Origin of the sequence: Salinibacterium sp. PAMC 21357, from assembly GCF_000247645.1 — a bacterium.
Classification (GTDB): Bacteria; Actinomycetota; Actinomycetes; order Actinomycetales; family Microbacteriaceae; genus Rhodoglobus.
This window is the reverse complement of record NZ_AHWA01000004.1, coordinates 622,991-642,308: the sequence shown is the minus strand read 5'-3', so window position 1 is coordinate 642,308 and position 19,318 is coordinate 622,991. Positions and strand designations below refer to the sequence as shown.

Below are 19,318 nucleotides of genomic sequence, written 5' to 3'. Positions count from 1 at the left end.
CCGAATCCGCTGCCACGCTGCGAGCTAGAGCTGCTTGATCATCTCGAGTTCGCGCCGGGACTTGTCGAGTATGTAAGGGACCGAGTGCCGCGTGAGCGCGTAGCCACGACGCTCATAGGCAGCGCGCGCCCGCGCGTTATCTTCGTGCACGCCGAGCGTGAGGGTGCTGCCGTAGGTGGCGGCCCACTCCTCGATAGTCGTGAGCAGGGCATCCGTCACGCCAGCCTTGCGGCCGCGGAAGTCGGGCGTGACATACACACCAACCAGGAGTGGGCCCGTGGTGGCGTCAGGGACGTAGCCTCCCATCGTGCCAATCCAACGCCCGTCGGTCGTGATCGCCGCAATCGCGATGCCGCGCGGATTCTGACCGCGAACCGCTCGAAAACGCCAGTCTGCTTCCGTGGCGTTGCGGGCGCTATCGAGGCGCTCGGCAAAGCCGATCGGGGTGTCCGCGAGCATCTCGAGCCGCAGTGTGCGCACCTCGCGCCAGTCGTCGGCGGTAGTTCGACGGATCGTAAATTCTGGCGCGCGCATGTCTCGGAGTCTAGTTCTGTCAGCAGGGACGGCGAGTGCGGTTACGTCGGCGGCTACGGCTGCTGGAACACCGGCATCCCGAACTGGTTGCCGTAGGCGTGGATCGCGGGAGTGCCGCCGAGGTGCATGAGGAGCACTTTCGCATCGGCGGCAAACCGACCATCGACGATCAGCTTCTGCAGTCCACGAAGCGCCTTTCCTTCGTAGACGGGGTCGGCGACGATGCCTTCGGTTCGCGCGAGCTGACGAATGATCTCCAAGGTTTCGGGCTCGGCCTTGCCGTAGAGGCTCTGGTCGGCAGAAATGATCTCGACGTCGGTGGGGCTGACTCGGGCTTCGGAGCCGACGAGCGCGAGGGCCTCATTGGCGAGGGTGAGCACGCGCTCTCGTTTGATGTCGGTCTCGTCGTCGTCCGCAACACCGATCACGGAGTAGCGCTCGCCGAGGTGGGCGAAGCCCGCCAGCAGGCCAGCCTGGGTGCTACTGCTTCCGGTGCAGTGCACGATGTGATCGAAGCGCTCACCGATTGCCTCACTCTGTTCGACGATTTCGGCGGCCGCGTTCATGTAGCCGAGGCTGCCGAGCGGGTGCTCGGAAGCTCCGCCCGGAATCAGGTACGGCTTGTGACCTTGGCTGCGCAATTTCTCCACGAAGTCGACGAGCGGGCTTTGGTCTTCGATCGGCCGAACCGTTTCATCGAGGTAGAGGTCGGCCCCCATCAGGCTGCTGAGCAGGATGTTGCCCGTCTGGCGGTAAATGGGGCCGGCATCCTCGGTCCAGCCGAAGTGCAAAAGGGCGCATTTGAGATTGTGGCGGGCGGCGGCAGCGGCAGTTTGGCGGGTGTGGTTCGACTGAATGGCGCCGACGGTCACGAGCATGTCTGCGCCGGAGGCAATGGCGTCGCCGACCAGATACTCAAGCTTGCGGGTCTTGTTACCTCCGCCTTCCAGACCGGTGAGATCGTCCCGCTTGATCCACAGCTCGGGGCCGTCGAGCGCGCGAGCGAAATTGTCGAGACGGTGGATCGGCGTGGGCAGTAGCGCGAGCGGTGCTCGAGCCTGCTCGCCGAGGGCGGCGCGGAGGGTGGCGATTGCGGTCGTAGTCATGATGGATGTCGTTTCTGTGGGTCAGCGAAGCAGGCTGGCGATGGCGAGGTCTTCGATTCCGAGACCCGTAGAGCGGAAGAAGCGGGTGCGCGAGGTATCGGGGGAGTGCCCGCCGATGAGTTCGCTGAGATCGGCGACGATGGCATCGGCGCTCCACCCGTTTTCGGCGGCGAGGATCATTTCGCCTGCCGTCACCGTGGCGGTCGCGCGGTAGTCGCAGTACACGTCGAGCTCGGCCAGGGCACTCGGGTCGATCTCGTGCGCGTTCTTCGAGTTGGTGCTGATCGAGGTGATGAGTGCACCGGGGGTGATGTCAGCAAGGTCGATGACGGGCTGGCCGGATGACGTGCACAGCAGTACGACGTCCGCGCCGGCAACGGCTTCGGCGGCCGACTTCGCGACGGTGGCGTGGGGTGCGATGGCGGTGATGGTGGCCAGTCGAGCCGCAGTGTCGGCGGTCGAATCTTCGGCGCTCGGATCCTGCGCGGCACTCACGAGCGAGGGGCTGTAGATGGTGATGGCATCCCAGTCGCGGTCGGCTGTCAGGTGCCGGAGGTGCTCGAGTGCAACGGAGCCCGAACCGATGAGGGCGAGGCGGCGGGCATCCGGTGCGGCAAGATGGTCAACGGCGAGGGCGGTCGTGGCAGCGGTGCGCGCGGTTGTGAGGGCGAGCGAGTCGACGAGCAGCACGGGTTCTCCGGTGCTGGCAGAAAGAAGGAGGGTGTAGGCGGTGACGGGTGAGTCTCCGGCGGCGGCCTTTTGCGCGATATAGGGCGATAGCTTTACGCCGACGAGGTCGAGGTCGTGGAGTACTCCGGGATAGAAGATGCAGTCACCACGATCATCCGGGAATACGGTCACAGTTTGAGCGGGCTGTACAGTGCTGCCCGTCGCGAGCCCGGCGAACGCCGACCGCAATGCGCTCTTGGCGTCGGCGAGATTGAGGGCGTTGAGGGCTTCTCGTTCGCTCAGTGTTCGGACGTGCAATGTCATACTGGCTCCCTGATCAGCGATACTGGATGGTATGCGCAATATATTACCCATCACGGGTGCGGGGCACAAGGGAGCACAGTGACGAACGACGAGAGCGCAGCAGTTCCGGCCTGGGTCGCCGCCGTCGGCACGCGCATACGCGAACTGCGGCAGCGCACGGGCTGGACAGTGCAACAACTTGCCGACAACGCGGGAGTAAGCCGGCGGATGCTCACCCTCATCGAGCTCGGCCAGGCCAACCCCAGCCTCACCACCGTCGACCGCATCGCGACCGCCCTCGGCACCGACTTTCCAGGGCTGGCGCTCGCCGTCACTCCCGTCGACGGGTCTCCTGGCGATGGTTCCGCCGCTGAGCTCACCCAACCCGCTCGCGTCTGGCAAGACGATGCCGGCAGCGCGGCAGAACTGCTGGGCGCGTCGAGCACCCGCCCTCGTTCAGAGCTCTGGCGCTGGACGCTTACGGCGGGTCACGGTTACGAATCGGCGCCGGATGCGGATGCCACTGAAGCTGTTATTCATGTGCTGTCGGGCACCCTCTCTGTGAGCGACTCGGCCAGCGCGATCGATGTGCCCTCGGGCGCTACGACAGTTTTTCGTGCGCTCGGGGCATACTCCTATCGCAATGAGGGTGATGCCGAGGTTCAGTTCGTGAGGCTGTTCCGTTCCCTTTAGGGGCAATGGTTCGGGTGGGCGCCCGCAGCCTGCCGTACGGTTGCGAGTATGGATCACGCTCTCATCCCCGCCGCCGTCATCACCGTGTCCGACCGCAGCGCTCGCGGCGAGCGGGCCGACACCTCGGGCCCGCGCGCAGTCGAGCTGCTCACGGCGCAGGGCTATGCGGTGTCGTTGACAGTGATTCCGGATGGCGCGGAATCAGTCACTGCCGGCATCCGGGCCGCGCTCGCCGCCGGTGCCCGCATTGTCATCACGAGTGGCGGAACCGGAGTGGCGCCCCGGGATCTCACGCCCGAAGGAACCCGGCCCGTGCTCACTCGAGAGATTCCCGGCATCGCGGAAGAACTGCGGCGGGAGGGAGCTCGCCATACGAAAATGGCGGTGCTGAGCCGTGGGCTCGTCGGCATCGCGGGTAATGCTCTCGTCGTGAATTTGCCGGGCTCAATGAAGGCGGTCGAAGAGGGACTGTCGGTGGTCGCGCCGCTGATCGGTCACATTCTGGAGCAGCTCGACGGTGGAGATCACTAGCTCGAGACTTTCGCATCGCGCCGAGTGGTGCGAGTACCGAGTGCGAGCGCGCGCGTGCTCGCAGCCACCTACTCCGGGCGACGCCAATCGCCAGAACGCCCGCCGGATTTCGCGAGCAACCGCACGTTCTCAATCTGCACGGTCTTGTCCATGCCCTTGACCATGTCGACGATTGCGAGAGCCGCAACGGACACCGCGGTCATGGCTTCCATTTCGACGCCCGTGCGGTCGGCGGTGCGCACGGTCGCGGTGACGGCGACTCCGTCATCCGTCACTTCAAGATCGACGGTCGCGCCGTGCACCCCGATGATGTGCGCGAGCGGCAAGAGTTCGGCGGTGCGCTTCGCGGCTTGGATGCCAGCGATGCGTGCGACCGCCAGAACGTCGCCCTTGGGAGCGTTGCCCGAGCGCAGCGCCTCGATGATCACGGGGGAGCAGCGAACGAAACCCTCCGCCGTTGCTTCACGCACGGTCGGGGTCTTGGCGGTGACATCCACCATCCGGGCTTGGCCAGCGGAATTGAGGTGCGTGAAAGGCTGATCGCTCATGACACCAGTGTGACAGCCAGCAGGTCTCCTTCGCGCACGTCCGTCACGTCTTCCGGCACGAAGGCCAGCGCGTTGGCATTAGCGAGGCTTGCGACGAGGTAGGAGCCAGCCCCGCCAGCACTGGCAGGGCGAACGGATGCGGCCCCCGCCTCGTCGAGCTCCACGATCGCGGGCATGTACTGGGCGCGGCCAGCGGGGCTTCGCCAGCCCATCGCAACGGTCGCGGTCTGGGTCGGTCGCGCAACGACTGATCGCCCGGCCAGGGTCAGCAGAGCGGGGCGTACGAAGGTTTCGAAGGAGACAAAGACGCTCACCGGGTTGCCGGGTAAAGCAAAAATTGCGGGGCCGCTGCCGTCGGTGACAGGTAAGCGGCCGAACCCTTGGGGCTTGCCGGGCTGCATCCGCACCGGCCCGAACCAGACGCCGAGCGGTGCCAACACGGCTTTCACGACGTCGTAGGCGCCGACGCTCACCCCTCCCGACGTAACGAAAGCATCCACGACGTGAGCGTGCTTTTCGAGCATCGAGCGCAGGGCGTTGTCGTCGTCGGGCACCGAACCCAGCTGCACGGGGATGCCCCCGCATTCGGTAATCATCGCGGCCAGCAACAGCGAATTTGAGTCATGGATCTGTCCGCGGGCTAAGGGTTCACCGGGGGCGCGAAGTTCTGTGCCGGTCGAGAGCACGCCGACGCGCGGTGCCCGATGAACCGACAGCCTGCTGATTCCGGATGCTGCAGCGGCCGCCAGATCGCGGGCGCCGAGAACCCGCCCCGCCGTCAGCACAGGGTCACCGGTGCGAACATCAGTGGCCGTTCGGCGGATGTGGGCGGCAGCGGTAGGGGCCCGAAAGATGTTCACGGTATCGACACCCTCATCGGTATCTTCGATGGGCGCGACGCAATCAGCGTCATCCGGTAGCGGGGCACCGGTCATGATTCGGGCGGTCTCGCCGGGCTTCAACGGAGGGTTGTCTGCTGATCCTGCCGGAAGGTCGGCGACCACCGTCAGGGTCACCGGCGTCTCGGCGGTCGCGGTGGCGGCATCGGTCTGGCGGAGGGCGTAACCGTCCATGGCGGAGTTGTCGAAATTCGGAACATCCACCGCGGCGTGCACATCGTGGGCAAGGGTGAGGTTCAGCGCCTCGGCGACCGGCACCGAGATTGGTGGCAGCGCAGTCACGCTGGCGAGAACGCGAGTCAGATGTTGCTCAATGCTGATCGCGGCCGGTGTCGGGAGCGAGGCCGGTGTCGGGAGTGGCGCCGGTGTTGGGAGTGGCGCTGGTGTTGCGGACTCTGCGGGTGTTTCGTGTGCCATGTTCTCAGCCTAGCGAAAGGCCATCTCTATCCTCGGGCGGATAATCGGCGCAAAATCTCTCGATCATCCGTATCTGCGGTGATAAACTGCGAACCATGGCGCAATATCGGATCAGTGAGGCGGCGAGTCTTCTGGGGGTCAGCGATGACACTCTGCGACGCTGGATCGCCTCCGACGGCCTTCCCGTCTCGCTGGATGACGCCGGGCGCCAAGTAGTCGAGGGCGCCGACCTCGCGCAGCGTGCCCAAGAGCGGGCGCAACAAGCCCAACAGCGGGCAGCGGCATCCGAGTCGGCGAGCAGCGCCCGCAACCGGATGGTGGGGTTGGTCACCAGCATCCTCAGCGACACCGTCATGTCGCAGGTCGAGCTGCAGTGTGGGCCGCACCGCATCGTGTCACTCATGTCGACCGAAGCCGTGCGCGATCTGAAGCTCGAAATCGGGTCGCTCGCGGTCGCCGTCGTCAAGGCGACGATGGTCATTGTTGAGGCGCCGAAAGACAACTCCTAGTGTTGAGGCGTGCTCGGCACGATCGCGGCAGGCTTCGCGTGACGACGGCGACCACCACGACGACCGCGACCGCGATCAGAACCCCGTTCAGGACCACAATCGCGATTCTGGCAGTGGCGGCCGTGCTGGGGGTGACCGGATGCTCGACAACGGCGCCGGCGCCAGCATCCGTTGCTTCAGCCGGAACACTTCAGGGTGAGCTCACCATTTTCGCGGCAGCGTCACTCGCCGGAGCGTTTACGGAATTGGCCGACGCGTTTAGCACCGAGAACCCTGGCGTCACTATTGCCCCGATTTCCTTCGACGGATCCTCCACTCTCGCCACTCAAATCAGCGAGGGGGCACCGGCCGATGTTTTCGCCTCAGCGGATGAGGCGACGATGCGGCAGCTCAGTGACGAACTGTTGGGCTCGCCAACGCTCTTCGCCAGCAACGAGCTGCAGATTGCAGTGCAGCCGGGCAACCCACTCGACATTGCGGCGCTCGCAGACCTAGAGAAACCGGGTGTGCAACTCGCGCTCTGTGCGCCAGTGGTGCCGTGCGGTGCGGCATCCCGCATCCTTCTCGATCATGACGGCATTGAGGTCGTTCCTGTCACGGAGGAACAGAACGTGAAGGCTGTTCTCACGAAGGTGCAGTTGGGGGAAGTGGATGCGGGGCTCGTCTATGTGACCGATGTGCTGACCGCGGCGGGAGCTGTCGGCGGCGTCGCCATTGACGGTGCTGAACTCGCCCGTAACACGTACCCGATTGCGGTTCTTGAGGAGTCGCGCCAACCGGAGATTGCCGCAGCGTTCGTGAACTTTGTGCTTTCCGAACGAGGCCAGAGCATTCTCGCGAGCTACGGATTCTCGCAACCATGAGTGTCGTCAGACGCACCGCTGTCGCGCCGGGGGCGGGGATTCCGCGACTGCTGTACCTGCCCGCTGCCGTCGGGTTTGCGCTGCTGATCTTGCCGATCATTGGTCTTTTTCTGCGAGCCGACTGGCCGAGTGTTCCCGCGGCAATTGTCTCTGAGGAGGCGTTGTCGGCGCTGCGGCTGTCGATGCAGACTGCGCTTGCGGCCACGGTGCTGTGCCTCGTTGTTGGTATTCCCCTTGCGCTCGTGATTGCCCGGTCGGGGAGTCGGTTAGCGGGGCTGCTTCGGGCGCTCACGACTCTGCCCCTGGTGATGCCGCCGCTGGTTGGCGGCATCGCCCTGCTCTACCTTCTTGGTCGAAACGGGCTGATCGGCAGCGTGCTCGAACTTTCGTTTGGCATCCGTATTCCGTTCACGACCGCTGCCGTCGTCATTGCGCAGTCGTTCGTGGCGTTGCCGTTTTTAGTTATCTCGGTTGAAGGTGCGCTGCGAACGGCGGGCACGCGTTTTGAGTCGGTCGCGGCGACCCTCGGGGCTGATCGGTGGACGGTATTTCGCCGGGTCACGCTGCCGCTGATCATGCCTGGCGTTGTCGCGGGAACGGTGCTCTGCTTCGCGCGTGCCCTCGGTGAATTCGGGGCAACCGCTCTCTTCGCGGGTAATGCGGCGGGCACCACCCGCACGATGCCTCTCGCGATCTACACCGCGTTCAACGGCGCCGGAGTGAGTCAAGATTCTGCCATCGCTCTCTCGCTGCTGCTGGTGGTCGTTGGCATCGTCATCCTTCTCCTGCTGCGCAGTTGGCGCACGACTCCGGAGCTCTGACCCATGACGTTGGATGCCAACATTCTGTTGAGCCGAGGCTCATTCAATCTTGATGCGAGTGTCACGGTCGCTGCCGGAGAAACTCTTGCGGTGCTTGGCCCGAATGGCTCAGGAAAATCGACGATGCTTTCCGTGATCGCCGGACTTTTGGTGCCCGATGGCGGCATTATTGCGGTCAACGGACGGGTACTCACTGAGGTGCCCAAATCTGGTGCTGGTCGGATGACCGTGGTGCCGGCACATCGTCGCCGCATCGGGCTTCTTGGCCAAGATCCGTTGCTGTTCCCGCACCTCACCGCGCTCGACAATGTTGCTTTTGGGCTTCGAGCGCAGGGCCTGAATGCTGCCGAAGCGCGCGGCCGTGCTGCGGAATGGATCGCTGCGGTCGGGATGAGTTCGTTCGCCGATCGCCGCCCCACCGCACTATCGGGAGGTCAACAGCAGCGCGTCGCTATTGCCCGTGTGTTGGCGACCGAGCCCGACGTGCTTCTCTTCGATGAGCCGATGGCGGCCCTCGATGTGCAGAATGCTTCTCTCATTCGCACGCTGTTGCGGGAGTGTCTCACCGCCCGCGTTTCCGCCGGGAGCGACCGTCAGAGTGCCGCGCTACCGGCGACGATTGTGGTCACTCATGACGTCGTGGATGCGATGGTCTTAGCCGACCGCGTCGCGATCGTAGAGCACGGGCGAATCATCGATGTCGGTGAGGTCAGCCGGGTGCTCGGTCAGCCGGCGAACCTGTTTGCGGCAACGCTGGTTGGCCTCAATCTTTTGCACGGCATCGTGGAAACACCGCAGCTGGTGCGGATGCCCGATGGCAGCGGTGTCGTCTCCGCCAACCTAGTGCCTCCCGTGGGTTCTGAGGTTTCTGTCGCGTTCCCACCATCCGCCGTGACGGTACGTCGCGTGGGCCACGACCCCGCAGCGAACTCGTGGCCCGCGACAGTCGGACTCCTCGAGCCCGGGGTCAGAGGCATCCGCGTGACGTTCCGTGGCGACACCGTCGTTGCCGAAGCGACGGCAGCTGAATTATTGGAACACGACATTTCTCCCGACGATCGGGTTACGGCATCCGTCGATCCGGCCTTCGTCACCGTGTATCCACGGCGGGTGGAATCAGCCGTTTCGTGACGCTGCTGCGGTTGCTAGAATTCGCGCATGCGCGTGACACGACTCAGAGTGTATCCAGTGAAATCCTTTGCCGGCGAAGACGTCGATTCGGCTGTCGTACACCCGTGGGGGCTCGATCAGGATCGTCGTTGGGGGCTCGTTGATAGTGACGGAAAGAAACTGACCGCCCGGAAGCATAACCACTTGCTTGGTTTGACCGCCCGCGCTCTGAGCGAGACTGCCGTGCGGCTTTCCGATGGCGACGGCGCCAGCGTTACCGCGGACATGCGAGATGGCGGTGACACCATTGCGGTCGACCACAGCGGGCAGGGCACCGCGCTTGCTGCTCGCGGCGACGTGAATCGTTGGCTCAGCGAGCGGGTCGGCCTCGACGTGAGACTCGTGTGGCAACCCGACCCCACCGTGCGGGCGATCGATCCCGACGATGGTGGCGAGCCCGGTGAGGTGATGTCGCTGGCGGATGGCGGCCCCCTGCTCCTGGCCACAGAATCGTCACTGCGGCAGCTCGACGAATGGACTGATCCCGAAACCCCGCCACTAGACATGGTCAGGTTTCGCCCCAACGTCATCATCGATGGCGCGGAACCCTTCGGCGAAGAAAGCTGGACCCACGTGACCATCGGCGACGTTCGATTTCGGGTCACCATGATCTGCGACCGCTGCGTCATGACCACCATCGAGCCTTCGACTCTGGAACGCGGCAAAGAACCGATTCGAACCTTGGCGGTGCACCGCCAGCGAGATCACAAGACGTGGTTCGGCATCCGGCTCAGCCCGCTTGATCGTGGGAGCATCCACGTGGGCGATCAGGTCGAAGCGGCGACCGTGGAGCTTTCGGGGTCGGCTGCGGGATAGTGTGACGCTATGAGTTCCTCCGCGATTGTGCCCCACGTTGTGGACACGCGCGGCCGGCCGCTGCATGACATTCGCTTCTCGGTCACTGATCGCTGCAACTTTCGCTGCGTGTACTGCATGCCCAAAGAAGTCTTCGGGCGTGACTACGCGTTCATGCCGCGCGAAGAATTGTTGAGCTTTGAAGAAATCACCCGGCTCGCCGCGATCGCCGCCACTCATGGCGTAGAAAAGATTCGGCTCACAGGCGGCGAACCGCTGCTGCGCAAGGGACTTCCCGAGCTGATCGCGATGCTTTCTGAACTACGGACTCCCGCCGGCACCGCCCTCGATTTGGCGATCACCACTAACGGTTCAGCCCTAGCGCGCCTCGCCCCTGCGCTCAAAGACGCTGGCTTGAAACGAGTAACGGTGTCGCTCGATTCGCTCGACGATGAGACCTTCCAAGCCATGAATGACGTCAAGTTTCCGGTGCAAAAAATCTTGGATGGGCTGGATGCCGCTCACGCAGCCGGGCTCGGCCCCATCAAAATAAATATGGTCGTCAAGAAGGGGCACAACGACAAAGACATCGTCGCGATGGCCCGCCACTTCAAAGACACCCCGTTCACCCTGCGCTTCATTGAATACATGGATGTCGGCACCACCAACGGCTGGCAACTCGGCGAAGTTGTGCCGTCGGCCGAGGTCGTTGCCCGTATCAACGCCGAAATGCCGTTAGAGGAAATCGAACCCAACTACAGCGGCGAGACCTCACAGCGGTGGCGTTACCGTGATGGTGGCGGCGAGATCGGCGTGATCTCCAGCGTCACGCAATCGTTCTGCCACACCTGCTCCCGGGCGCGAATCTCGGTCGACGGCAAGTTGTACACGTGTCTTTTCGCCAGCTCCGGTCACGATCTGCGGGCCCTGATGCGAGACGGATGCTCCGACGATGAACTGTCGGCTGCCATGGCGCAGATCTGGCGCGATCGCACCGATCGTTATTCAGAGTTGCGTTCCCTCAACACCCAGCGACCAACCACGGGCCCATCAACGGGCGCTAAAAGAATCGAAATGTCGTACATTGGTGGCTGACATGACCCTTCACATCCGTTACTTCGCTGCCGCCGCCGATGCTGCTGGGCGAGACGAAGAGCACCTCCAGATTGAGAACGATGCCACTCTGGGCACGCTCAAGAATCTGCTCGTGGAACAGTATGGATCCCTCATGCAGCGCGTCGTCGAATCTGGCTCGTTCCTCATCGACGGTGTCGTTCGGCGTGATCCTGCGCAAGTTGTTGGCTCACGCGTCGACGTCTTGCCGCCCTTCGCTGGCGGTTAGGTCGCGGCTGACGGCTCGCGGCTGAAGAACTGCGGTTACAGCCCGACCCATTCGGTCGCGCCGCCCGCAAGCTTCTGACGTTTCCAAATGGGCACCGTCAACTTGATGCGTTCGACGAGCAATTCGCAGGCATCGAACGCTTCTCGGCGGTGTGCCGCGGATACTGCCGCCGACAGGGCGACATCCCCAATCTCCAGTAGCCCCACCCGATGGGCCGCCGCGATCGCTAGCCCCGTTTCGGCCGCCACCTCGGCACAGCACTGGGCAAAAAGGGCCTGGGCTTCGGGGTGGGCCTGATACTCCAGCGACCACACCTCCTGGCCAGCGTCGTGATTGCGCACCACGCCAGAAAATACGACAACGGCGCCCGACGCGGGGGACTCCACAGCACGTCGAATCGCCGATTCATCGATCACGGCATCCGTAATTATTGCCAGGCTGACGCGCCCGTTAGTGTCCACGATCAATACCTCGTCAGTGCAGGGTCACTGACCTGCGCGTAGTCGTCGATGCCGCCAAGGAGATGGCGAATGTTGCTGAAACCAGCGCTCTGAAGCACGCGAAGGGCGCGCTCGCTGCGCATGCCGTGGTGGCAATACAGCACCACCGGAACATCGGTGCGGATGTCGCCGAGATGGCCTTCCAGTCCGCGCAGGGGAATCAGTTCTGCCGAGTCAATCGTGACGATGGCGCGCTCAAACGGCTCGCGCACGTCAATCAGCTGCACGGGAGAGCCTGAGTGGAGAAGCGCCGCGAGCTCACGGGAATCGATGGTGTCGGTGTCGGTGTCGTTTGCGGCGTCGCCCTCGGTGGCGGCGTGCGAAGAGTTCTGGGCGGGGCGCAGACCGCAGAACGCTTCGTAGTCAACGAGCTCCGTGATGGGAGCCACGTCATCGCTTGCCGCATATTCGAGTTCGCGGAATCGGCCCGACAGTGCGTCGTAGGTGGTAACTCTGCCGACGAGAGGTTCGCCGATCCCGGTGATCAGCTTTATCGTTTCGGAACCCATGATGGCGCCGATCATGGCGCACACGGTGGGCAAAACTCCGCCTTCGGCACAGGACGGCACGGTGCCGGGGGCTGGGGGAACGGGGAACAGGTCGCGATAGGTGGGGCCATGACCGGCCCACGCCACACCCGCTTGGCCGCCGTATGCCAGAATCGCTCCCCACACCAGAGGAATGTCCGACAGGGCAGCGGCGTCATTCACTAAGTACCGCGTGACAAAGTTGTCGCTGCCATCGAGCACGAGGTCGTAGTTGCTAAACAGCTCGAGAGCATTGTGGGAATCGAGCCAGACGTTGTGGCGAATGACCCCAATCTCGGGGTCGATACGGGCCACTGTTTCGGCAACAGAATCGAGTTTGCTTCGCCCGATGTCGGCCACGCCGTGGGCTTGCTGGCGGTGCAGATTCGACAGCTCAACGTCATCCGTATCGATCACGCCGATGGTGCCGACACCCATCGCGGCCAATGCCGGAATGGTCGCGCTGCCTAACCCGCCAGCACCCACGACAAGCACCCTGGCCTGCGCGAGTCGACGCTGGGCGATCTCACCAAAATTCGGATTAGCGATTTGCCGAGAATAGCGAATGAGTCGTGACGGGCTAAGTGGTTCGCCCGGCTCCACTAGCGGTTGGCGGTCGGGCCGAACTGTCGATGTCACAGGAATAATCCTTACCAGGCCGGGAGCGGCACCGTTACGATTCTACCGTTCCGGAGGCTGGGGAACCCGGCTGTTTGGGCTCGGCAGCATTACCGGAGTGGCTCGGCGTGACGGGCTGGTTCTCGGCGGCCAGGGCCGTTCGCGAAACCTCGTCGGCACTGTGGATCGCCGCCGCCGGAGAAGTACCCGCCGCTGCAGCCATCCCCGCGGCATACCCGGCGAGAAATGTCGTGACCGGGGCTGCTGGCCGAATCACGGTGTGGGCCGCAACTCCGGCGAGATCCAAAATGTTGTCGATGTTCAGTGCAGCACGAAACTCGTCGCTGTCGATTGCGAGGTCAACGCTCAGCTGAGTGGCCCACGCGCTCAGGCGTTCGTATTCTTCTGAAGTCATGGTGTGTCTTCCGTCGTTTCTGGCTTTTCTGTCATGTCTGTCGTTGAGGCGGTGGCGCCAAGCCGAGCCGCATCGTGCCACGTATCAACATCATCGGTGGCCCCGAGCGCTGCCGCAACCGGCTCCAGGGCGAGCGGTTCGACGAGTCGTTTCATCGACAGCCCGTTCAGCTCGGCAGCAGTGAAGCGGGAGACTGCGCTGACCAGTGCGCGGGAGCGGTACAGGCCGGCCAGAGGCTGGCGGTAGCCAGACTCATCAACAGAAATGACGCCATCCACATCAGTCGGTGCAGCAGCAAGGGCAGCCACCAGTAGCGCTACCTGAGCGCCGATAGCGGGCATGTCGCACGCGAGCACCAGGATCGCCTCGCTCTCGATCGTGCCCGTGCCCGTGCCCGTGCCCGTGCCCGTGCCCGTGCCCGTGCCTGTGCCCGTGCCCGTGCCGGTGCTTGCCTCGCGTGTCGAGAGTTCGCGAACACCGGCAGCCAGCGCGGCAGCCGGGCCAGAAAACGGCGGATCCTCTCGCGCCCTCAGCACCGTGACGTCGCGAAGCGCTACATCATCGGGACCAACAACGACGCACGAACGCGAAACGCTCAACGCTGCCGAAACGGTGTGCTCCAGCAGGGTCTGACCGTTCACCAGAAGCGAGGCCTTCGCGACATAGCCCAATCGAGAGGAGCGACCGCCAGCAAGTACCGCAGCGTCGATCAGCATGCAGCCACTCTAGGCGACTGACCATTCCCCGAACCCACTGCTGTGGGAGGCTACCTCTAACGTATTGCGTGCAGAGACCGACAACACGAAACAACGCTGGCGACACGAAACAGCGCCGACATCACGAAACAACCATGAAGGGATGAAGCAATGAAGATTGACGTTAAGAAAACTCTCGATTGCTATGTAGCGAGCCACGACACCTTCAGAATTCTGGATGTTGCACCCCAGCAATACCTCATGATTGATGGCCACGGGGCGCCCGGAGCAGACAGCGAATACAGCGCCGCGATTGCCGCTCTCTACCCTGTTGCCTACACGCTCAAATTCGCGAGCAAGGCCCTCGACAAAGACTATGTAGTGCCGCCCCTCGAAGCGTTGTGGTGGGCCCAAGATATGGCGGCGTTCACCACCGGTCGCGATAAATCACAGTGGGACTGGACAGCGATGATCCTCGCCCCCGACTGGATCACCGATCAGATGTTCGCCGACGCTGTCGCCGCCGTTGCCGCGAAAAGCAACCCCGCTGGTCTCGACAAAGTTCGCTTCGAAACCCTGAATGAAGGGTTGTGCGTGCAGACCCTCCACATCGGCCCGTACGACTACGAAGCCGACACTCTCGCGACAATGCACAACGAGTTCATCCCGGAGCATGGACTGCGCATGACGGGCAAGCACCACGAGATCTACTTCAACGACTTTCGCAAAGTCGCTGCATCCAAGCTCCGCACAATTCTGCGGCAACCCGTGGAGAAGATTTAGCCCAGCGCCCAGTCGCCGGGCTGCTAGAACTTGTCGATCTCGATCTTCTTCATCTCCATCAATTTTTCGTAGCCCCCCGGTCGCTTCATTAGCTGCGCAATATTCACCGGAGTGATCTGCCAACTGACACCGAACTTGTCTTTGCACCAACCACACTGTTCGGCCGCGGGAACCGCAGACAGCGCAGCCCAGAACCGGTCGAGCTCCGACTGGTCGGCGCACGGCACCACAAAAGAGACCGCCTCGGAGAAAGTGACCTCTTGCGTGCTGCCCGCATCCATTGCCACAAACCACTGATCGCGCAACTGGAAATCAGAAAACATCACCGAGCCCGGGCTGGCGGGGCCGGTCTGCTCGGTATAGCGAAAATCGGTTGCCAATCGAGAGTCATCAAACGTTGCCGCGTAATACTCCGCAGCCTCCCGAGCACGATTCTGGGCAGGACCGCCAAACATCAGCGCCGGGACGATCATTGGGCGAGGCTCGCCTTCAGGATCCGTCAAAATCAGCTGCCAGTGCATGCCGAAGCGGTCACGAACCCAGCCGTAGCGTTTGCTGAACCCATACTCGCCAAGCGGCATCAGGGCACTGCCGCCGTCGATGAGCTTCTCCCACAACGCATCGAGACTCTGTCGCGCATTCGGATTGTCAGAGGGATCGAAATTGACCATAAACGAGATTGATTCATTGAAGGTGAAATTGTCGCCAGCATTCAACGCCAACAAACGCTGCCCCGCGATCTCAAAGTCGATCGTCAGCACTTTGCCGGCAAGGTGCTGCTGAAAATCAGCCAGACCCTCGGTGGGGTAGCAACTAGTGGCGTGCACAACCACGTCGGGGAACGCTGCAGCGTAAAAAGCAACCGCTTCCTCAGCAACAGTGTCGAACCATAAACAGGGAGTAATCGAGCCCATGGTGTTCCTCCTCGAACCCCGATCGTCGCGGCATGCGGCGGCTAATGCCCAGAGTATAAACCCAACGTTCAGCATTCACGAGAACCTGTTTACGATCTCGTCACGGCGCGGCAAGCCGGGATCGCTGCGGGCGCTCTCGCCGCTATTCTGGCAATTGCGCTGTGGCTTCTAGTGCCAGCGTTGGCAAAAAAATACTTGACTCACGCGCAACACAACTGAGAGAGCGGCGAAAGCTGTGACACAAGAGAATCTCGCTACTGACCTCGCTGCCCCATTGACGGGAGTGCGCGTCGCCGATTTCTCCCGGGTGCTTGCAGGGCCGTATGCGTCAATGATGCTCGCCGACTTAGGCGCCGATGTCATTAAGATCGAGTCGCCAGCGGGCGATGACACCCGGGCGTGGACACCGCCGGTTGATGCCTCGGGCCGCGGCACCTACTTTGAGAGCGTTAACCGCAACAAGCGGTCGGTGGTGTGTGATCTGCGTCAGCCAGACGGCATCGCTGAGGCCCGCCGACTCGCGCTCAGTGCCGATGTGGTCATCGAGAACTTTCGTCCAGGAACAATGGAACGCTTCGGGCTGGGCTACGCCGAACTTGCTGCCGAGAATCCGTCACTCGTTTACTGTTCGGTGACCGGATTCGGTGCTGGCGATGGGGCGCACCTGCCCGGCTACGACCTGCTCGTGCAGGCGGTCGGCGGTCTGATGAGCATTACGGGCGACCCGGATGCTGAACCCACCAAAGTAGGAGTAGCGCTCGTTGATGTGCTCACTGGGCAAAACGCGGTCGTCGGTATTCAAGCGGCGCTGCGCGTGCGAGATCGCACCGGAGTAGGTCAGCGCGTCGAAGTGAATCTTCTCTCGACACTGCTCTCTGCCCTGGTCAATCAATCATCGGCGGCGCTGAACACGGGAGTGTCACCGCAGCGAATGGGCAACGCGCATCCGAGTATCTCGCCCTACGAAACGTTCAACGCTCACGATGGTCCCTTTGTCATCGCGGTCGGCAACGACGGCCAGTTCGTCAAGCTGTGCGAGATTCTCGGATTGCCTGAACTGGCCGACGATCCTCGCTTTGCTCGAAACGAGCAACGGGTCGCGAATCGCCTGCCGTTGCGCGCCATCCTCCAGGAGCGCTTAACCACTGAGGTTGTTGCGCACTGGGTTGACGCCATGACCGCTGTCGGAATCCCGGCGGGCCCCGTGAATGATGTCGGCCAAGCGATTGAGTTCGCCACCAGTCTCGGTCTCGGGACGGTCACCGAAATCGCGGGAACTGATCGCACGAGCAAGCAGATCAGCAACCCCATCACTCTGTCTCGCACTCCCACGCACTACCGACTGGTACCGCCAGATCTCGGGCAACATCAGGGCGCCGACTGGCTGTCCACCAAAGGAACACAATGATCTCGAATTCCGTTTCAGAAAACCTGCTCGGTCTCGACGCGCTACTCACTGAAGAGGAGCGCGGGTGGCAAGCGAAAGCCAGAACATTCGCTGCCGAGCGCGTGAGCCCGACAATCGAAAAAGACTTTGAAGATGCCGTGTTCCGTCGAGAATTTGTGGCAGAACTTGGCGCACTGGGGATGCTCGGCATGCACCTCACCGGCTATGGAACGGCGGGCGCTAACGCCACCAGCTATGGCCTCGTTTGCTACGAACTCGAAGCGGCCGACACTGCATGGCGCACTTTCGTCTCGGTGCAGGGCTCGCTGGCGATGAGCGCGCTGGCCTATTTCGGTTCCGAAGAACAGAAGCAGCAGTGGCTGCCCGCGTTGGCCGCCGGCACCTCGACCGGATGCTTTGGCCTCACCGAGCCGACCGGCGGTAGCGATCCCGCCGGCATGCTGACTCGCGCCACGAAATCGGGCGACGACTGGGTGCTGACCGGATCGAAGCGGTGGATCGGGCTGGGCAGCGTTGCCGATGTGGCCATCATCTGGGCTCAGACCGATGACGGTGTGCGCGGCTTCGTGGTGCCGACAGACACCCCTGGCTTTCGCGCCGAGAACATTGAGAGCAAGCATTCTCTGCGAGCATCCATCCAGTGTGATTTGTTCTTCGACGACGTGCGTCTTCCGGCGTCGGCGCAGTTGCCTGGCGCCAGCGGGTTGTCTGCTCCGTTCCGCTGTTTGAACGATGCCCGCTACGGAATTGTGTGGGGTGTCATGGGGGCCGCCCGGGATTGTCTCGATGTGGCTATCGAGCGTTCGAAGACACGGTTGGCCTTTGGCAAGCCGATCGGTGCCATGCAGCTCACGCAGTTGAAACTTGCCGACTCCTTTGTGGAATACGAGAAAGGGATGCTTCTGTCCTTGCACTTGGCGAAACTCAAAGATGCCGGGGCGCTCACGCCAGAACAGATCAGCGTCGGCAAGCTCAATAACGTGCGTGAGGCGATCCGCATCGCCTCCACGTCGCGCAGCATCCTCGCGGGAGACGGAATCACCGGCGATTTCTCGGTCATGCGGCATATGAACAACTTGGAATCTGTGCGCACCTACGAAGGCACCGACGAGATCCACACGCTAGTGCTGGGGCGGGCCCTTACCGACACCGCGGCGTTCCGCTAAAGCTGCGGGCGGTTGTGCTGCTCCGCCTACGATATGGGTATGGCAGCTGACACCGTGCGTTCCGATGATGAGCACGCGCGCACTTTTGTTCGTCCTCGGCCGGAATGGCGTTATGCCTTTCGGCGCGCGTACCACGGCTTCATGCTGCATCGCGGAATTGACTCTGCGGCAACCTTGGGTTTCTTCGCCGCGCTGACGATTCTTCCCGCCTCGCTGAGCGTCGTTTCGGCAATCGCAATCGCTCAGGGAAAAGAGCAAGCCGCCGACACTGTGCTTGATCTTGCGCGCGAGGTTTTGAAGCCCGATACCGCCGATTTGCTCAATGAGCCTCTAACGCAGCTCTTCTCGATCGACAATCCGGGCATCGCCCTCGCGCTGGGTCTTGCCTTCAGTGTGTGGTCGATGTCGAGCTATGCCACCGCCTTTGGCCGCGCCGCAAATAGCGTTTATGAGGTTCAAGAGGGTCGCCGTTTTGTGAAGTTCCGGGGACTCATGCTGATTCTCTCCGCTTTCTTGCTCGTCGCCTTTGCCGCCGTGGTGGTGCTGTTGCTCACCACCACCAACGTGGCGACAGCTATCGGTGAAGCGGTGAATATCGGTGAACCCTGGGTGGCGGTGTGGTCGTTCGGCCGCTGGCCGGTGCTCGCCGCCATCCTCACCATGATCATTGCGGTGCTCTACTACTACACCCCTAACGTTCGACACGAGCGGATGCGGTGGGTCAGCACGGGTGCCCTGTTCGCGATTGTAACGTGGGGTCTCGCGACCGCGGCTTTCGGTTTCTATGTCTCAACGATTGCGAATTACGATCGGGCGTATGGCTGGCTCGGGGGAGCGCTCGCCCTTCTCATTTGGTTGTACATCAGCAATTTGGCCTTGGTGGCGGGGATCGAAGTCGATGCGGAGTTCACTCGACTGCGTCAGCTTCTCGCCGGGGTTGAAGCGGAGAATACGGTGCAGTTGCCGTTGCGCGATACAGCGCGCAATCTAATTCTGGCTCGGCGTCAGGCTTCGGATGAGGCCGGTGCGATTGAGATTCGTCAGCGCCCGAAGTAGGCGATCGCTTTAGCCGGGTTTGCCCTCACCGTCGGT

Annotated in this window: 23 protein-coding genes; 13 read left to right on the top strand and 10 right to left on the bottom strand. The window is 62.7% G+C overall.

The genetic code is table 11. From position 1 onward, the window contains the following. Positions 1-24: 24 nt before the first annotated feature. From ON14_RS06395 to ON14_RS06385, 3 genes are read right to left on the bottom strand one after another with little or no spacing between them, the layout of a single operon-like run. On the bottom strand, positions 25-534 hold the full coding sequence (locus ON14_RS06395) for a GNAT family N-acetyltransferase (protein ID WP_010203954.1): 510 nt from the start codon (positions 532-534) through the stop codon (positions 25-27). Between the two features lie 53 nt (positions 535-587). Beyond that, complete coding sequence (locus tag ON14_RS06390; RefSeq protein WP_010203953.1) at positions 588-1,640, bottom strand: 1-aminocyclopropane-1-carboxylate deaminase/D-cysteine desulfhydrase; 1,053 nt, start codon at positions 1,638-1,640, stop codon at positions 588-590. Positions 1,641-1,661: 21 nt separating this feature from the next. Next, on the bottom strand, positions 1,662-2,633 hold the full coding sequence (locus ON14_RS06385) for an ornithine cyclodeaminase family protein (RefSeq protein WP_010203952.1): 972 nt from the start codon (positions 2,631-2,633) through the stop codon (positions 1,662-1,664). Positions 2,634-2,711: 78 nt separating this feature from the next. Between ON14_RS06385 and ON14_RS06380 the strand changes: the two genes are divergently transcribed. Further along, complete coding sequence (locus ON14_RS06380; RefSeq protein ID WP_010203951.1) at positions 2,712-3,305, top strand: helix-turn-helix domain-containing protein; 594 nt, start codon at positions 2,712-2,714, stop codon at positions 3,303-3,305. Between the two features lie 48 nt (positions 3,306-3,353). After that, positions 3,354-3,836, top strand: coding sequence for a MogA/MoaB family molybdenum cofactor biosynthesis protein (locus ON14_RS06375; protein ID WP_010203950.1), 483 nt, complete (start codon positions 3,354-3,356; stop codon positions 3,834-3,836). Between the two features lie 68 nt (positions 3,837-3,904). On the opposite strand, the gene moaC is transcribed toward ON14_RS06375, so the two are convergent. Beyond that, entirely contained in the window at positions 3,905-4,384 is a 480-nt protein-coding gene (gene moaC / locus ON14_RS06370) for a cyclic pyranopterin monophosphate synthase MoaC (RefSeq protein ID WP_010203948.1), read from the bottom strand. Beyond that, positions 4,381-5,700 carry a molybdopterin molybdotransferase MoeA gene (locus ON14_RS06365; RefSeq protein ID WP_010203947.1) on the bottom strand — a complete coding sequence of 440 codons (1,320 nt, stop codon included), beginning with the start codon at positions 5,698-5,700 and terminating at the stop codon, positions 4,381-4,383. The genes moaC and ON14_RS06365 overlap by 4 nt, the downstream gene beginning before the upstream one ends. A 95-nt stretch (positions 5,701-5,795) precedes the next feature. On the opposite strand from ON14_RS06365, the gene ON14_RS06360 reads away from it, so the two are divergent. From ON14_RS06360 to ON14_RS06330, 7 genes are read left to right on the top strand one after another with little or no spacing between them, the layout of a single operon-like run. Beyond that, a complete protein-coding gene (locus ON14_RS06360) occupies positions 5,796-6,209 on the top strand; it encodes a TOBE domain-containing protein (protein ID WP_010203945.1) in 414 nt (137 codons plus the stop codon). Positions 6,210-6,247: 38 nt separating this feature from the next. Continuing rightward, a complete protein-coding gene (modA, locus tag ON14_RS06355) occupies positions 6,248-7,072 on the top strand; it encodes a molybdate ABC transporter substrate-binding protein (protein ID WP_237719691.1) in 825 nt (274 codons plus the stop codon). After that, positions 7,069-7,893: an ABC transporter permease gene (locus ON14_RS06350; RefSeq protein ID WP_010203940.1), complete on the top strand. Its 825-nt coding sequence runs from the start codon at positions 7,069-7,071 to the stop codon at positions 7,891-7,893. The genes modA and ON14_RS06350 overlap by 4 nt, the downstream gene beginning before the upstream one ends. A gap of 3 nt (positions 7,894-7,896) precedes the next feature. Then, a complete protein-coding gene (locus tag ON14_RS06345) occupies positions 7,897-9,024 on the top strand; it encodes an ABC transporter ATP-binding protein (RefSeq protein WP_010203939.1) in 1,128 nt (375 codons plus the stop codon). A gap of 27 nt (positions 9,025-9,051) precedes the next feature. Continuing rightward, the gene (locus ON14_RS15665; RefSeq protein ID WP_010203938.1) at positions 9,052-9,879 is read left to right on the top strand and encodes an MOSC domain-containing protein; all 828 of its coding nucleotides are present in this window, start codon (positions 9,052-9,054) and stop codon (positions 9,877-9,879) included. Between the two features lie 9 nt (positions 9,880-9,888). Beyond that, positions 9,889-10,953, top strand: coding sequence for a GTP 3',8-cyclase MoaA (moaA, locus tag ON14_RS15660; RefSeq protein ID WP_010203937.1), 1,065 nt, complete (start codon positions 9,889-9,891; stop codon positions 10,951-10,953). Between the two features lies 1 nt (position 10,954). Beyond that, a complete protein-coding gene (locus tag ON14_RS06330; RefSeq protein ID WP_237719689.1) occupies positions 10,955-11,200 on the top strand; it encodes a MoaD/ThiS family protein in 246 nt (81 codons plus the stop codon). Between the two features lie 35 nt (positions 11,201-11,235). On the opposite strand, the gene ON14_RS06325 is transcribed toward ON14_RS06330, so the two are convergent. Genes ON14_RS06325 through mobA form a run of 4 tightly spaced genes read right to left on the bottom strand, consistent with a single transcriptional unit; the run spans position 11,236 to position 13,976 of the window. Further along, entirely contained in the window at positions 11,236-11,661 is a 426-nt protein-coding gene (locus ON14_RS06325; RefSeq protein WP_010203935.1) for a molybdenum cofactor biosynthesis protein MoaE, read from the bottom strand. A gap of 2 nt (positions 11,662-11,663) precedes the next feature. Further along, the gene (locus ON14_RS06320) at positions 11,664-12,866 is read right to left on the bottom strand and encodes a ThiF family adenylyltransferase (protein ID WP_010203933.1); all 1,203 of its coding nucleotides are present in this window, start codon (positions 12,864-12,866) and stop codon (positions 11,664-11,666) included. A gap of 34 nt (positions 12,867-12,900) precedes the next feature. Then, positions 12,901-13,260: a DUF6457 domain-containing protein gene (locus ON14_RS15925; protein WP_010203932.1), complete on the bottom strand. Its 360-nt coding sequence runs from the start codon at positions 13,258-13,260 to the stop codon at positions 12,901-12,903. Continuing rightward, complete coding sequence (mobA, locus tag ON14_RS06310; protein WP_010203931.1) at positions 13,257-13,976, bottom strand: molybdenum cofactor guanylyltransferase; 720 nt, start codon at positions 13,974-13,976, stop codon at positions 13,257-13,259. The genes ON14_RS15925 and mobA overlap by 4 nt, the downstream gene beginning before the upstream one ends. 150 nt (positions 13,977-14,126) lie before the next feature. On the opposite strand from mobA, the gene ON14_RS06305 reads away from it, so the two are divergent. Further along, complete coding sequence (locus tag ON14_RS06305; RefSeq protein WP_010203930.1) at positions 14,127-14,738, top strand: GyrI-like domain-containing protein; 612 nt, start codon at positions 14,127-14,129, stop codon at positions 14,736-14,738. A 23-nt stretch (positions 14,739-14,761) separates the two neighbouring features. Here the strand turns inward: ON14_RS06305 and ON14_RS06300 are convergent, their stop codons facing one another. Further along, a complete protein-coding gene (locus ON14_RS06300) occupies positions 14,762-15,727 on the bottom strand; it encodes a VOC family protein (protein ID WP_237719688.1) in 966 nt (321 codons plus the stop codon). 160 nt (positions 15,728-15,887) lie between these two features. Here ON14_RS06300 and ON14_RS06295 point away from each other — a divergent pair, with 160 nt between their 5' ends. The 3 genes from ON14_RS06295 to ON14_RS06285 are packed head-to-tail and all read left to right on the top strand — an operon-like array spanning position 15,888 to position 19,282. Further along, the gene (locus ON14_RS06295; RefSeq protein WP_010203928.1) at positions 15,888-17,060 is read left to right on the top strand and encodes a CaiB/BaiF CoA transferase family protein; all 1,173 of its coding nucleotides are present in this window, start codon (positions 15,888-15,890) and stop codon (positions 17,058-17,060) included. Next, positions 17,057-18,226: an acyl-CoA dehydrogenase family protein gene (locus tag ON14_RS06290; RefSeq protein ID WP_010203927.1), complete on the top strand. Its 1,170-nt coding sequence runs from the start codon at positions 17,057-17,059 to the stop codon at positions 18,224-18,226. Before ON14_RS06295 ends, ON14_RS06290 begins: the two co-directional genes overlap by 4 nt. A gap of 39 nt (positions 18,227-18,265) precedes the next feature. Continuing rightward, positions 18,266-19,282 carry a YihY/virulence factor BrkB family protein gene (locus tag ON14_RS06285; RefSeq protein WP_010203926.1) on the top strand — a complete coding sequence of 339 codons (1,017 nt, stop codon included), beginning with the start codon at positions 18,266-18,268 and terminating at the stop codon, positions 19,280-19,282. Positions 19,283-19,318 lie beyond the last annotated feature (36 nt).

What these genes read in the sequence shown, in the direction of transcription:
- ON14_RS06390 (WP_010203953.1), bottom strand. Translation starts at nt 1,640, where the DNA reads ATGACTACGACCGCAATCGCCACCCTCCGCGCCGCCCTCGGCGAGCAG.
- ON14_RS15925 (WP_010203932.1), bottom strand. Translation starts at nt 13,260, where the DNA reads ATGACTTCAGAAGAATACGAACGCCTGAGCGCGTGGGCCACTCAGCTG.
- mobA (WP_010203931.1), bottom strand. Translation starts at nt 13,976, where the DNA reads ATGCTGATCGACGCTGCGGTACTTGCTGGCGGTCGCTCCTCTCGATTG.
- ON14_RS15665 (WP_010203938.1), top strand. Translation starts at nt 9,052, where the DNA reads ATGCGCGTGACACGACTCAGAGTGTATCCAGTGAAATCCTTTGCCGGC.
- ON14_RS06365 (WP_010203947.1), bottom strand. Translation starts at nt 5,700, where the DNA reads ATGGCACACGAAACACCCGCAGAGTCCGCAACACCAGCGCCACTCCCA.
- moaA (WP_010203937.1), top strand. Translation starts at nt 9,889, where the DNA reads ATGAGTTCCTCCGCGATTGTGCCCCACGTTGTGGACACGCGCGGCCGG.
- ON14_RS06330 (WP_237719689.1), top strand. Translation starts at nt 10,955, where the DNA reads ATGACCCTTCACATCCGTTACTTCGCTGCCGCCGCCGATGCTGCTGGG.
- ON14_RS06375 (WP_010203950.1), top strand. Translation starts at nt 3,354, where the DNA reads ATGGATCACGCTCTCATCCCCGCCGCCGTCATCACCGTGTCCGACCGC.
- ON14_RS06345 (WP_010203939.1), top strand. Translation starts at nt 7,897, where the DNA reads ATGACGTTGGATGCCAACATTCTGTTGAGCCGAGGCTCATTCAATCTT.
- ON14_RS06305 (WP_010203930.1), top strand. Translation starts at nt 14,127, where the DNA reads ATGAAGATTGACGTTAAGAAAACTCTCGATTGCTATGTAGCGAGCCAC.
- ON14_RS06385 (WP_010203952.1), bottom strand. Translation starts at nt 2,633, where the DNA reads ATGACATTGCACGTCCGAACACTGAGCGAACGAGAAGCCCTCAACGCC.
- moaC (WP_010203948.1), bottom strand. Translation starts at nt 4,384, where the DNA reads ATGAGCGATCAGCCTTTCACGCACCTCAATTCCGCTGGCCAAGCCCGG.
- ON14_RS06290 (WP_010203927.1), top strand. Translation starts at nt 17,057, where the DNA reads ATGATCTCGAATTCCGTTTCAGAAAACCTGCTCGGTCTCGACGCGCTA.
- ON14_RS06360 (WP_010203945.1), top strand. Translation starts at nt 5,796, where the DNA reads ATGGCGCAATATCGGATCAGTGAGGCGGCGAGTCTTCTGGGGGTCAGC.
- ON14_RS06285 (WP_010203926.1), top strand. Translation starts at nt 18,266, where the DNA reads ATGGCAGCTGACACCGTGCGTTCCGATGATGAGCACGCGCGCACTTTT.
- ON14_RS06350 (WP_010203940.1), top strand. Translation starts at nt 7,069, where the DNA reads ATGAGTGTCGTCAGACGCACCGCTGTCGCGCCGGGGGCGGGGATTCCG.
- ON14_RS06395 (WP_010203954.1), bottom strand. Translation starts at nt 534, where the DNA reads ATGCGCGCGCCAGAATTTACGATCCGTCGAACTACCGCCGACGACTGG.
- ON14_RS06300 (WP_237719688.1), bottom strand. Translation starts at nt 15,727, where the DNA reads ATGCTGAACGTTGGGTTTATACTCTGGGCATTAGCCGCCGCATGCCGC.